Genomic DNA, 12,639 nt, shown 5'->3' with positions numbered 1-12,639 from the left:
GCGACATGGGAATCGCCGCCCGCGCGCGTTCAGACTTTTGCCAGATGTGGCGCGGGTTTACTCGACCGACGGCACGTCGAAGCCGTTCTCCTCGAACCAGCGGGCAGCGCCCGGGTGGAACGGGATGACGGTGTTCTTGGAGACGTTCTCCGGCAGGGTCTCGCGTGCGGCAGCATGGTTGGTCATCATGCGGTCATGGTTTTCCATGGCGAGTGCCGTGATCTCGTAGGCGAGGCTTTCCGGCATGTCCTCATGCGCGATGGCGAAGTTCCAAAGCGATACGGTCTGAAGATCCTCGGGCTGATCCTCGTAGGTGTCCGCGGGGATGGTGAAATCGGCCATTGCGGGCACGATTTCCTTCATGGTCGCCAGCGTCTCGTCATCCATCGACAGGAAGCGCACGTCGTTTTCGACGGCGAGCTGCGAATAGGCGCCCGTCGGCAGACCCGCAGCATAGACGAACGCATCGATCAGACCGTCCTTGAGCTGACCGGCCGTGTCCGAGCCGCCCGCGTTGGAGATCGTCACATCGCCGTAACCTTCCGCGTTCTCGAAAAAGCGCGTCCAGTAGGTGGCCGATGTGCCGCCCGCGGGGCCGACGCCCACGCGCTTGCCTGCGAGGTCCTGGAAGCTCTCGATATCCGAGGATGCCAGCACGGCCGCCTGCAGCGGCGTCTGGTACATCGGGAAGAGCGCGCGCACGCCTTCATGCGGCGTGCCCGGCATCAGCGGGCTTTCGCCGCGGCGCGCTTCATCGGCGGGGCCGAGCGTGACGAAGCCGAGCTGATGCTCGCCCGCCTCGACCAGCGTGACGTTCTGCACCGGGCCGCCGGTGATCTCGACGCCGGCATTGACGCCCAGCTCTTCGCTGATCATCGCGCCGAAGCCGCTGCCATAGCCGAAATAGGTGCCGCCCTGGCTGCCTGTGCCGATGGTCAGGCTGCTCGGCCAGTCCGCATTGTCCTGCGCGACTGCCGGCAATGCTGCGACGCATGCTGCGGCGGCAAGAAATGTGGTGAATTTCATCGGTTTCCTCCTCCGTTGTATTCCCCTCGTGACGCATCCTGATGTGGCGCGTCCTCCGAGGAAGAGTGTGGTCGAAGGAGCGTCTCCAACTCAATTCGTCACGGATTATATTCAGTTATGAAATAATCAGGCCGAGGCTTCGAGCACGCCTAGATTGGCATCGAGGGTCTGGAGGAAATCATCCCGAAGCCGGTCTCGCGTGCCCCGCGCCCATGCAGCGGCAAGGATCAGTTTCGCCTGCGAGGTCGCATCCGTTGTTGCCAGGGGAATGAAGTTCACGCCCTTGACGCCAAGGCGCGACGTCCAGCGCGGCACGATGGCCAAACCGGTCCCCGCCGCCACCAGGTTGACGATGGTCTGCTTCTCTTCTGCAATTTGCGCGACCCGCGCCGTCAGGCCCGCGCCGAGAAACAGCGACATGGTCAGATCGTGGGAATGCGGTCGGGACCGCCGGTCCGGCACGATCAGGGGCTCTTCGGCAAGATCGGCAATCTCGATCGCTTCGCGGTCGGCCAGGGGATGCGATTTCGGCAGGGCGACGACGGCCGTCTCATAGAACAGGGTCTGGAAGACCAATCGCGGGTCCCGGATGTCGGGCGGACGGCACAACGCGATGTCGAGGCTGCCGCTCAGAAGTTTCGGCAATAGGTGAATGGTCTTCTGCTCGACGATCTGGATCTTCAGCTCCGGATGCGCGGCCTGCAGCGGGTGCAGGATTTGCGGAATCAACCCGGCCGCCGCGCTATCGATCGCGCCGACCCTGAGGACATGTTCACCGTCGCTGCGCACGGCGCGGACCTTTTCCTCGAACGCCTCGGCCTGGGCGACGAGCGCGCGGGCATCCTCCAAGATCCGACTACCCGCCTCCGTGAGTGCGACAGCGCGCGTGGTGCGCGTGAACAGCGACACGCCGAGGTGATCCTCGAGTTGCTTGATCTGCCGTCCAAGCGTCGCAGGCAGCATACCGAGCGACTGCGCGGCGCGTCCGAAATGCAGGGTCTCCGCCGCCGCAAGCAGGCATTTCAATTGAGTGATATTCACATGCGCTCTCTAATCGCGTCAGTATTTCATTTAAGTATATAATCGACGTGGAATTGAGAAGCGCAATCGCCTGCCTGTACGCTTCCGCGCAAACACGTGTTGACGAGGAGGAAACAGCATGACGATCCTGACAGAGGGCAAGCCCGCGACTGCGCCGTCCGGCCAATCACACGCGGCAGGTGATGCGGTGAAGACCTACAGGATCGCCTCGATTCCGGCCGACGGCATCGGCCCAGAGGTGATCGCCGCCGGATTGCAGGCGCTCGAGGCACTGGCCCGGCGCGACGGTAGCTTCACCTTCGACGTCACCGAATTCGACTGGGGCTCGGAGCGCTACAAGAAGACCGGCGCGCTGATGCCCGAGAACGGACGCGACGAGATCAAGGATTTCGACGCCATCTTCTTCGGTGCCGTGGGCGCGCCCGATGTGCCGGATCACGTCACGCTCTGGGGTCTGCGCCTGCCGATCTGCCAGGGCTTCGACCAATATGCGAATGTGCGCCCGACCAAGATCCTGCCGGGCATCACCTCGCCTCTGGCCGGTGTCGGCCCCGGTGATCTCGACTGGGTCATCGTGCGCGAGAACTCCGAGGGGGAATATTCCGGCAATGGCGGACGCACGCATCAGGGCATGCCCGAGGAAGTCGGCACGGAAGTGTCGATCTTCACCCGCACCGGCGTCACGCGGATCATGCGCTATGCGTTCGAACTGGCCCGGTCGCGGCCCCGGAAACTCCTGACCGTGGTGACGAAGTCCAACGCCCAGCGGTTTGGCATGGTGATGTGGGACGAGATCGCGGCCGAGGTGTCCAAGGATTTCCCGGACGTGACCTGGGACAAGATGCTGGTCGATGCCATGACCGTGCGCATGGTCAAGGATCCCAAGAGCCTCGACACCATCGTCGCGACCAACCTGCACGCAGACATCCTGTCGGACCTCGCCGGTGCGCTGGCAGGCAGCCTCGGCGTGGCGCCCACGGGCAATATCGATCCCGAACGGCGCTATCCCTCCATGTTCGAGCCGATCCATGGCTCGGCCTTCGACATCACCGGCAAGGGCATCGCAAATCCCGTGGCCACCTTCTGGACCGCAAGCCAGATGCTCGACCATCTGGGCGAAGCGAATGCCTCCGAACGCCTGATGCGCGCGGTGGAGAAAGTCTGCGCCGACGGGATCATGACACCGGATGTGGGCGGCACGGCCACCACGCAGGAAGTCACCGACGCCGTGTGCGAAGCCATCCGCGGCGAGAATATCTGAGCGGTAGATGATGACCGACGATGATGCACAAGACCTGCTTCGGCGGATGCTGGATGCTGCCATCGGCGCGGCGGATCCGGCGCGGGTCCTGGCGTCCCACCTGCCCGAGAAGCCGCGCGGGCGCTGCATCGTCGTGGGCGGCGGGAAGTCGGCGGCCTCCATGGCGCGCGCGGTCGAGCAGGCCTGGCCCGATGTCGATCTGACGGGCGTCGTCGTGACGCGCTACGGGCATGCGGTCCCGACCGATCGGATCACCGTCCGAGAGGCCGCCCACCCGGTGCCCGATGCCGCGGCAGAGGCTGCGACCCGGGAGATCATGGAGGAAGCGGCCAAGGCGGGGCCGAACGACCTGGTTCTCGCGTTGATCTCCGGAGGCGGCTCGTCCTTGCTGTCTCTGCCCCGGCCACCGCTGACCCTCGACGATCTCGTTGCGGTGAACCGGCTCCTCTTGGCCTCCGGTCTGTCGATCTCCGAGATGAACAAGGTGCGCCGCCGCCTCTCGCAGGTGAAAGGCGGCGGACTTGCGCGCGCGGCGAAAGATGCGCGGCTCGTGACGCTCGCGATTTCAGATGTGCCCGGCGACGACCCTGAAGCCATCGCGTCCGGGCCGACCGTGCCCGACCCGACGGCGCAGGCAGACCTGTCCTATCTCGCCGACAAACTCGGCGCGTCGCTGCCCAAGGCCGCGCAGGACATGCTGCGTGCCCCCTCCCCGGATGCCGAACCCTTCGAGCCTGATTATCGCCTGATCGCAACGCCGCAAGCCTCGCTTGAGGCCGCGGCAGAGGTCGCGCGAGCCGCGGGCGTAACGCCAGTTCTCCTGGGGGATGCATTGGAGGGAGAGGCGTGCGAGTTGGGCACCGTGATGGCCGGGATGGCCAAGGCTGTGGCGCGCCACGGAACGCCTGCTGCGCCGCCTGCGGTTCTGATCTCCGGCGGGGAGACGACCGTGACAGTCGGCGACACGAAGCCCGGTCGCGGGGGGCGCAACACCGAGTTCCTGCTGTCCCTCGCGCTCGCGCTGAATGGCCATGACGGCATCTGCGCCGTTGCCGCGGACACGGACGGCATCGACGGGACCGAGAACGCGGCCGGGGCGATCATCAACGCGGGCTTTCCGAGGGACGCAGCCCTCGCAGGCCTCGATGCGCGTCAGATGCTTGCGGCGCATGACAGTTTCAGCGTGTTCGAGCGCTTGGGCTGTCTGATCGAGACGGGGCCGACCCTGACCAATGTGAACGATTTCCGGGCCATTCTGATCCGGGGCTGACACCATCGCGCGGCACCATAGGATCAAGGGGCGTGGCTGAGCACGGTCCAGCTCAAACAGTGCGTTATGACGCGGCCGCCCGCGGACCATCCAGCGCAAGGACGCGCATTGGACCCGCACCGTCAGTTTCTAGATGAACTCGATATCGTTCTGCAGCTGATCCTTGGTCACGCCCAAGAGGATCATGACATCGTCATCCACCTTCAATGCTGTGAAACCGTTGAGAGTGATCGCGTTCTGCTGCACGAAATCGGCAGCGCCAAGGCCACCCGCCAAATCCGCATCGACCAGCAAGGTATCGATATCGTTATGAAAATCAACAACGATGTCGGTATCGGCACCGGCCATGAACACGAAACTGTCCGCCCCGCCGCCACTGACGATCAGGTCGCGGTCGGCGCCGCCGATCAGCGTGTCGTCTCCGTCCTGCGCGATCAGGCGGTCATCGCCCGCCCCACCGTCGTAAAGGTTGTCGCCCGCGACGCCCAGCACCACGTCGTTGCCCGCGCCGCCAAACATCTCGTCATTGCCAGCGCCTCCGATCATTGTGTCGTTATCGGTGCCCCCGAACAGGAAATCGTCCCCCACACCCCCGCGCAGGTTGTCGTCACCGGCAAGACCAAACATGGCGTTCGAAGCCCCATCGCCGGTCAGGGTGTCGGCGGGGTTCGGCGCGTCGCCCGTGTCGAGCCCCACCACCACGTTGTCGAGAAGCTGGGGCGATCCGACAATCTCCTCAGCATCTGCCACCAGATCGGCGAAGGCGGTCTGCAAGGTGCTGATGGCGCTGGTCAGGTTCTGGAAGAGTGGTGCCACGGCCTCGCCCAGCACGTCGAATTGATCGAAGAACGGGTCGAGGAACCCCAGCATCTCGTCGGCGATGGAGTCGAACACGCCGCGGATGTCGATGCCGATATCCGCAAGCACATCGATTACGAAGTCTTCCACGATCCCGACAATCGTATCGATCCATTCGGTGATCGTTTGCAGGACATCGAGAACATTGATGTCGGGCAGCGGAAACGGCAGGTTGATCGTCACGTCCAACGCGTCTTCGATGTCATTCGCAATACCCGCAGCACCGCTGAAGACCCCAAGCGCGCTGTCGAGCGCATTGGACACGCCACTGAGGCTGGGCACCGCGTTCTCGATCGCGTCGATGGCGGTCTGCAAATCGGACAGCGCCGCCTGAACGGGTTGCACCCCTGCATCCAGAAGGCTGTTCCAGTTTCCGGCCAGTTGGGAATACCCCGCCATGCGCGCAGCCAGTTCAGATCCTTCGAAAATCTGCTGATCGCCCAAGCTGGCCACCAGCAGATCGGCCTGCTCCACGCGGTCCTGATTTGCCGTAGCGAGGCCGGAGATGGACGCGCCGATGGTGGTATTCACGCTTTGTGCATTGTCGACGATGCTGCGCGTCGGTTGCCATGACGCATCCAGAGCGGCCAGAACATCGGCCTGGTCGTCCACCGTGCCCGAGACCGAATTCGCGACATTGTCGAGTTGGCGGATGGCTGTCCCGATCCCGAACGGCACGGCGCCAAGAGCTGTCACAATCGAATTCGGAAGGTCGATCGTATCAGCCGCATCCCGCAACTCGTCCTCAAGCTCGCCCGGCAGATCAAGGACGGTTTCGGCGCCCGACAGCACGCTTCCGATGTCGGAGGAATATCCGCCCAATGTGTCCAGGTCGGTCTGAACACCATTCACGACACCCTGAAAGCCAACCGCAGTCACCATTTACCCACACTCCGAAATATATCTAATTCAAATGCATATTCTTTAGCGATGAAATTGAGAGGTTTTTTCGAGCTATGAATGGGCCTCGAATCCTTCCTCAACGTCACGATTAGAGTGCGCGAACGGGGTGTTTAAGTCGAGTATTTCGTATTTTTCGGCTAATGGCCTGAATTCCCAATTGGAAATCAAAATATGAGTCTACAGTCGTTATTTTGACCACTTCCAATTGCGAGCCCGCACGACATGTACCCGCGCCAGGTCGTCAGGGTTTGACGAGCGCTCATCGCCGGGCGTGAGACACCCCCGCTCCTCGGTAGGTGACCGCCCTCGAACGCGACGATCCGAGCCGCTTTCGTCCGAGGTCAGGCCGGTGCCTCCCATCCCCCCTGCCCCGGCAGCACGCGCAACATGCCGCATCTCAGGCAAGAATCACCTTCGAGAGGCGCGGACGCCGCATTTTATCGGTATACGACGGGATGCTAAAAAATTTCAGTTAAACAATGGCTTATAAATCAGGGAAAATCCCCTCCGCACGAAAGTTATGGAAAATTACTTCTTGACGAAATAATCCTGCGCACTCCATGTAGCACCTCGGAGCGCCACAGGCCTTGCAACACGACCAGTCGAAACTGGCGACCCGCAAGGAAAGTGGCGGGGAGTATGACTTGAGGCAGGTGAGATGATTAAGTCCATTTTGGTCCCCGTGAGAGGGGATGGCATGGTCTCAACCGTGCTCGCGCATGCGGCGGAACTGGCCAAGAGGCACAGCGCGCGCGTCAATGTCGTGCATTGCCGGGTTCAGGCGAAAGACATGATCCCGCAGGGATTTGCGATGCCTGAATTCGCCCGCAAGACGATGATGAGCCAGGCCGTGGAACTGGCAGACCGCCAGGAAGAGCATCTGCGCAAGATCCTTCATAAGCTGGCTGCCGAATATGGGCTGAAGGAAGGTGCTGCGACTGATGGAAGCGTCACCTGCACCTTTTCCGAAGAGCCCGAGAAGATGGCCGACATGGTGCGCCACAAGGGCAGGCTCGCCGATGTGATCGTCCTGCCGAAGCCGCAGCGGGAACGGAACCTCGGCCAAAGCTCACTGAAGTCGGCGCTTTACGGCGCGGGACGTCCGGTTCTGCTCTGCCCCGGCGAATTGCGCCCGGACGCGACCTTCGCGGATCACGTGGCGATCGGCTGGAACGGCTCCCTGCCCGCGTCACGCGCCGTGGCCTCGTCGCTGGACATTGTCGGGATGGCCAAGCGCGTGACCATCCTCACGGGTGGCAAGGGCGAACCCCACGGGCCCGGCGCGGACGAGTTGGCAGAGTATTACGCTTTGCGCGGCATCAAGGCCGAACTGGTACGCATGGACGGCAAGGATCCCGCGACGGCCCTTCTCAAGACCTGCAAGGAGATCGGCGCGACCCTGCTGGTCACCGGCGCCTACAGCCACAGCCACGAGACCGAGATTCTCTTCGGCGGAAATACCGAACGCATCGTGGACCGCACAGAGATGGCGGTCCTGATGGCGCACTGAATTCCTGCGCCTGCACCGGATCCGAGCACCGCGACATGTCGGGGGTCGGTTACGCAGGAAGGGATACTCGCGAAGGACGCGAACCACTGGTCCGGGACACCGGACGTTCAAAGGGAGGACGACGAATGACACTGACCAAGAGAGCATTATTGGGCGCTGCCGCCAGCACCCTGCTGGCATCCCTGCCCGTGGCCTCGATGGCCCAGGATTGGCAGCCGAAACGCCCCATCGATTTCACCATCATGGCAGGTCCGGGCGGCGGCGCCGACCAGATCGCACGCTTCGTGCAATCGGTCGTGGAAGCCGAGGACATGACGAACCGTCCGCTCGTGCCGACGAACCGCGGCGGCGGGTCGGGCGCGGAAGCCCTTCTCCACCTCATGAATGCGCGCGACGCGGATCACACGCTGATGGTCACGCTGAATTCCTTCTACACGACCCCGATCCGGCAGGATGGCCTCGGTGTGGATATCGAGACCTTCACGCCGATCACCATGATGGGCGTCGATCCCTTCGTGCTTTGGGTCCACGCCGATAGCGGCATCACCACCTTCGAGGAATTCGTCGAAGAGGTGAAGTCCATGGACGGCGAATACGTCATGGGCGGCACGGGATCGGGCCAGGAGGACAGCATCGTGATCGCCTACATGTCGGGCGCCTACGACCTCGATATCAAGTACATCCCCTATGATGGTGGTGGCGCGGTCGCCAAGGATCTCGCGGGCAAGCAGATCATGGCCACGGTGAACAACCCCGCCGAGGCCAAGGGCTTCTACGAGTCGGGCGATTTCGTCCCTCTTCTGGCCTTCTCGGATGAGCGGATGGAGGCCTATCCGGACGTACCCACGATGAAGGAAAAGGGCCACGACTTCTCGTACTACAACCAGCGGGCCATCGTCGGCGCGCCGGGCATGTCGGACGAGGCCGCGGCCTATTACCGCGATGTCTTCGGCAAGGTCTACGACAGCGAGGAATGGCAGAACTACCTCGTCTCCGAGAGCCTCTCGCCCCTGCCGATGAACGAGGAAGAGACCCGCGCCTATTGGGCCACGCAGGTGGAAAACCACCAGCAGCTTCTCTCTGACATCGGCAGCTAAGGCCAATTCAAGGCAATGAAAGGGGGCAAAGATGCGTCGTGGTGAGATCTCTCTCGCAGGGCTCTTTGCCCTTTTTTCCATCTACCTGATGTGGAAGGCCACCGAGCTTCCCGTCGGCTACATCCGGGGCGAAGGGCCCGGCGGTGGCTTCTGGCCATTCTGGCTCTCGGCGGTGATGTTCCTGAGCTGCGTCGCCATTGCCATCAACTGGTGGCGCGGCAAAAGCCCGGCCTCGCAATCCGACGAGCCGATGATGGACGATTTCGGCTGGCGCACCGTCTTTCTCGTGGGTGGCGGCGTCGTGGGCTTCGTCGCGCTCATTTCGGTTGTCTCCATGTACGGGGCGATCGCGCTTTTCCTGCTCTATTACCTGCGCATTCTCGGGCGGCATTCATGGTGGCTGACCCTGATCATGGCCATCGGTCTGCCCATCCTTCTGTTCTTCTTCTTCGAAGGCGCGATGATGATTTCCATGCCGCAGGGCATGGCGTTCACGCAGCCCTTCTTCGACGTGATGTACGACATCATCTACTGACGCCGCCCCATCCAGAGGTCCCACATGGAAACTTTGTCTTTCCTCGCCGACGGCGTCCTGCTGTCGCTTCAGCCGATCAACATCATGCTGATCATGATCGGTGTCACGGTGGGGCTGTTCATCGGCGCCATGCCGGGGCTCGGATCCGTGAACGGCGTGGCGATCCTTTTGCCGATCACCTTCCTCGTGCCGCCCGATTCCGCGATCATTTTCCTGGCCGCGATCTATTACGGCGCGATGTATGGAGGCGCGATTTCGTCGGTCACGCTGGGCATTCCCGGCGCGTCGACGGCGGTGGCCACCACCTTCGACGGCAGGCCACTCGCGATGCAGGGCAAGGCCAGCCTCGCGCTTGTGACAGCGGCCATCGCATCCTTTGTCGGCGGCACGGTGGCGAATGTTCTCTTCACGCTGTTCGCGCCGCTTCTCGCCGGGCTCGCGCTGTCCTTCGGGCCGCCCGAGATCTTCGCGCTGATGCTTCTGGCCTTCGCCACCTTCGTGGGCCTTGGCGGCGATGACATCCCGAAGACGATCTTCTCCATCTGTTTCGGGCTTGTCCTTGCCACGGTAGGCTTCGACACGATCTCGGGCGAGCCGCGGCTTGTGCTTTTCGACATTTCCGGCTTCCTGCGCGGGATCAGCTTCATCGTTCTGGCCATCGGGGTCTACGGCATCGGCGAGATGCTCTGGACCATCGAACAGACGCGCGGCGAGATCACCACCACCAACCCGAAGATGTCGGTGAAGGGTATGATCTCTGACACCAGGGAGGCCACGCGCCGCGGCTGGAAAGGCACGACCATCGGCTCCTTCCTGGGCTTTTTCGTGGGCGTTCTGCCTGCCGCGGGTGCGACGCCCGGCTCGCTCATGTCCTATGGCGTGGCCAAGATGGTGGCCAAGAACCCCAAGGAATACGGTACCGGCACGCCCGACGGCGTGGCCGCACCCGAGGCCGCGAACAATTCCGCCTCCACGGGCTCCATGCTGCCGATGCTTACGCTGGGTATTCCGGGTTCGCCCACGACGGCGATCCTTCTGGGTGGCATGGTGATCTGGGGGCTGACACCCGGCCCGCGGCTCTTCGTCGATGAAAGCGAGTTTGTCTGGGGCCTGATCGGGTCGTTCTACATCTCGAACTTTGCCGCCTTGCTGATCAACCTCGCCTTCATCCCGCTTTTCGTAGCGATGCTGCGGATGCCGTTCACGATCCTCGCGCCGCTCATCTTCGTGCTGTCGATCATCGGCGGGTTCGCTGCCGCGCGCAGCATGCATGATATCTGGCTCATCGTGATCTTCGGGCTGGGCGCGTTCTTCATGCGGAAATTCGACTATCCGCTGGCCCCTGCGGTCCTCGCGATCGTGCTCGGCCCCATTGCGGAGCCCACCTTGCGGCAATCGCTGCTTCTGTCTTCGGGCGATCCGTCGATCTTCTTCACCCGGCCCATTGCCGCGCCGATTACGGTAATTGCGATCTTTCTGATCCTTCTGCCGGCATTCAAGCTTCTGCGTGTTAAGAAGAAGACCGAACTGAAGGCATGAGCGCGCAGAAACACAGGATCGAACCGGGCAATGCGCCCGGGGATACCAACAATCAAGAAGTCAAACGAGGGATGTTATGCAGACACTTGCAGAGCTGATCGGACGCCAGAACGATGACGCGCCCGCGCTGGGGGCGCCGGGTCGGGAATGGTTGAACTACGGCGGGCTGAAGGCCCTTGCCGGGGACGTCCGGGGCGTGTTGCGCGGAGCGGGTGTGGCGGCCTCAGACCGGGTGGCGATCGTGTTGCCGAACGGGCCGGAAATGGCTGCGGCCTTCGTTACCGTGGCGCAATCGGCGACTACAGCGCCGCTCAATCCCGCCTACAAGGAAGACGAATTCGCCTTCTATCTCGAGGATCTGAAAGCCAAGGCCATCATCGTCGAGGCGGGCTATGACGGCCCTGCCCGCGCGGCGGCAGATCGCTTCGGCCTGACCGTGATCGAGCTGACCGCAACAGAGCCTGCGGGTAGTTTCACGCTGTCGACAGATGCCAACGGCGATGCCGCCGACAGCGATCCCACCAAGGACGACGTGGCGCTGATCCTGCACACGTCGGGCACCACTTCGCGGCCCAAGATCGTCCCGCTCCTGCAATCGAACATCGCGGCCTCGGCACAGAATATTGCGACGTCCCTCGCGCTGACCTCGGACGATTGCTGCCTCAACGTGATGCCGCTGTTCCACATCCATGGCCTCGTGGCCGCCGTCAGCGCCTCGCTTGCCGTGGGCGCGTCGATCAGCTGCGCGCCGGGCTTCGATGCGCTCAAGTTCTTCAGCTGGCTCGAAGAGGTGAACCCGACCTGGTACACCGCCGTGCCGACCATGCATCAGGCGATCCTCGCCCGCGCGCCGCGCAACCGCGAGATCATCGAGGCGTCGCGCCTGCGCTTCCTGCGCTCGTCCTCGTCCTCCCTGCCGGGCCCGGTGATGACGCAGCTGGCCGAGACCTTCGGCGCGCCGGTGGTCGAGGCCTACGGCATGACCGAGGCCGCGCACCAGATGTGCTGCAATCCGATCGAGCCCGGGCGCCAGAAACCCGGCGCCGTGGGCCTGCCCGCCGGTCCCGAGGTCCGCATCGCGCATGAAATCGAGAACCGGCTCATCGACGGCGTGGGCGAGATCTCCATCTCCGGGCCGAACGTGACGCCGGGCTACGAGGGCAATCCCGAGGCGAACGAGAAGAACTTCTTCGAGGCCGAGGGCAAGCGCTGGTTCCGCACCGGCGACCAGGGCGCCTTCGACGAGGATGGCTACCTCGCGCTGACGGGCCGCCTGAAGGAGATCATCAATCGCGGCGGCGAGAAGATCAGCCCGCTCGAGGTCGATGGCACGCTGTCCGATCACCCGGCGGTCGCGCAATGCGTGACCTTTGCGATCCCGCACCCCAAGCTTGGTGAAGAAGTGGGCGCAGCCGTCGTGCTGAAAGAGGGCCAGACCGCCACGGATCGCGACATCCGCGATTTCGCCAGCGAGCGGCTCGCTGCCTTCAAGGTGCCGCGCAAGATCCTGATCCTCGATGAAATTCCCAAAGGGGCCACCGGAAAGTTGCAGCGCATCGGGCTCGCCGAAAAGCTCGGCCTCGTGGAAAAGGCATAAAC

10 protein-coding genes are annotated in these 12,639 nt (G+C 63.1%); 7 read left to right on the top strand and 3 right to left on the bottom strand.

What is annotated here, in order from left to right; translation table 11 throughout:
- Window positions 1–57 precede the first annotated feature (57 nt).
- Both FIV09_RS07085 and FIV09_RS07080 read right to left on the bottom strand, forming a co-directional pair.
- Window positions 58–1,026 (bottom strand): TAXI family TRAP transporter solute-binding subunit, encoded by a 969-nt coding sequence (locus FIV09_RS07085; RefSeq protein WP_152449342.1) that lies wholly within the window; start codon window positions 1,024–1,026, stop codon window positions 58–60.
- A gap of 126 nt (window positions 1,027–1,152) precedes the next feature.
- Entirely contained in the window at window positions 1,153–2,067 is a 915-nt protein-coding gene (locus tag FIV09_RS07080) for a LysR family transcriptional regulator (RefSeq protein WP_152449341.1), read from the bottom strand.
- Between the two features lie 187 nt (window positions 2,068–2,254).
- Here FIV09_RS07080 and FIV09_RS07075 point away from each other — a divergent pair, with 187 nt between their 5' ends.
- Together FIV09_RS07075 and FIV09_RS07070 are read left to right on the top strand one after the other, a co-directional pair.
- Window positions 2,255–3,328, top strand: coding sequence for a tartrate dehydrogenase (locus FIV09_RS07075; RefSeq protein ID WP_152452416.1), 1,074 nt, complete (start codon window positions 2,255–2,257; stop codon window positions 3,326–3,328).
- A gap of 7 nt (window positions 3,329–3,335) precedes the next feature.
- The gene (locus FIV09_RS07070; protein ID WP_371417755.1) at window positions 3,336–4,598 is read left to right on the top strand and encodes a glycerate kinase; all 1,263 of its coding nucleotides are present in this window, start codon (window positions 3,336–3,338) and stop codon (window positions 4,596–4,598) included.
- Window positions 4,599–4,727: 129 nt separating this feature from the next.
- On the opposite strand, the gene FIV09_RS07065 is transcribed toward FIV09_RS07070, so the two are convergent.
- Window positions 4,728–6,338, bottom strand: coding sequence for a calcium-binding protein (locus tag FIV09_RS07065; RefSeq protein ID WP_152449340.1), 1,611 nt, complete (start codon window positions 6,336–6,338; stop codon window positions 4,728–4,730).
- A gap of 718 nt (window positions 6,339–7,056) precedes the next feature.
- Between FIV09_RS07065 and FIV09_RS07060 the strand changes: the two genes are divergently transcribed.
- From FIV09_RS07060 to FIV09_RS07040, 5 genes are all read left to right on the top strand, one after another.
- A complete protein-coding gene (locus FIV09_RS07060; protein ID WP_254702322.1) occupies window positions 7,057–7,869 on the top strand; it encodes a universal stress protein in 813 nt (270 codons plus the stop codon).
- A 125-nt stretch (window positions 7,870–7,994) separates the two neighbouring features.
- Window positions 7,995–8,966, top strand: a complete 972-nt coding sequence (locus tag FIV09_RS07055) for a tripartite tricarboxylate transporter substrate binding protein (RefSeq protein WP_152449338.1) — start codon at window positions 7,995–7,997, stop codon at window positions 8,964–8,966.
- Window positions 8,967–8,997: 31 nt separating this feature from the next.
- Window positions 8,998–9,501 carry a tripartite tricarboxylate transporter TctB family protein gene (locus tag FIV09_RS07050; protein ID WP_152449337.1) on the top strand — a complete coding sequence of 168 codons (504 nt, stop codon included), beginning with the start codon at window positions 8,998–9,000 and terminating at the stop codon, window positions 9,499–9,501.
- A 24-nt stretch (window positions 9,502–9,525) separates the two neighbouring features.
- Window positions 9,526–11,040, top strand: coding sequence for a tripartite tricarboxylate transporter permease (locus FIV09_RS07045; protein WP_152449336.1), 1,515 nt, complete (start codon window positions 9,526–9,528; stop codon window positions 11,038–11,040).
- Window positions 11,041–11,116: 76 nt separating this feature from the next.
- Window positions 11,117–12,637, top strand: coding sequence for an acyl--CoA ligase (locus tag FIV09_RS07040; protein WP_152449335.1), 1,521 nt, complete (start codon window positions 11,117–11,119; stop codon window positions 12,635–12,637).
- Window positions 12,638–12,639 lie beyond the last annotated feature (2 nt).

The organism is Roseivivax sp. THAF197b (assembly GCF_009363255.1).
In the GTDB taxonomy this organism is placed as follows: Bacteria; Pseudomonadota; Alphaproteobacteria; order Rhodobacterales; family Rhodobacteraceae; genus Roseivivax.
This window is presented reverse-complemented; position numbering and strand designations above follow the sequence as displayed.

What these genes read in the sequence shown, in the direction of transcription:
- FIV09_RS07085 (WP_152449342.1), bottom strand. Translation starts at nt 1,026, where the DNA reads ATGAAATTCACCACATTTCTTGCCGCCGCAGCATGCGTCGCAGCATTG.
- FIV09_RS07070 (WP_371417755.1), top strand. Translation starts at nt 3,336, where the DNA reads ATGATGACCGACGATGATGCACAAGACCTGCTTCGGCGGATGCTGGAT.
- FIV09_RS07065 (WP_152449340.1), bottom strand. Translation starts at nt 6,338, where the DNA reads ATGGTGACTGCGGTTGGCTTTCAGGGTGTCGTGAATGGTGTTCAGACC.
- FIV09_RS07060 (WP_254702322.1), top strand. Translation starts at nt 7,057, where the DNA reads ATGGTCTCAACCGTGCTCGCGCATGCGGCGGAACTGGCCAAGAGGCAC.
- FIV09_RS07055 (WP_152449338.1), top strand. Translation starts at nt 7,995, where the DNA reads ATGACACTGACCAAGAGAGCATTATTGGGCGCTGCCGCCAGCACCCTG.
- FIV09_RS07050 (WP_152449337.1), top strand. Translation starts at nt 8,998, where the DNA reads ATGCGTCGTGGTGAGATCTCTCTCGCAGGGCTCTTTGCCCTTTTTTCC.
- FIV09_RS07045 (WP_152449336.1), top strand. Translation starts at nt 9,526, where the DNA reads ATGGAAACTTTGTCTTTCCTCGCCGACGGCGTCCTGCTGTCGCTTCAG.
- FIV09_RS07040 (WP_152449335.1), top strand. Translation starts at nt 11,117, where the DNA reads ATGCAGACACTTGCAGAGCTGATCGGACGCCAGAACGATGACGCGCCC.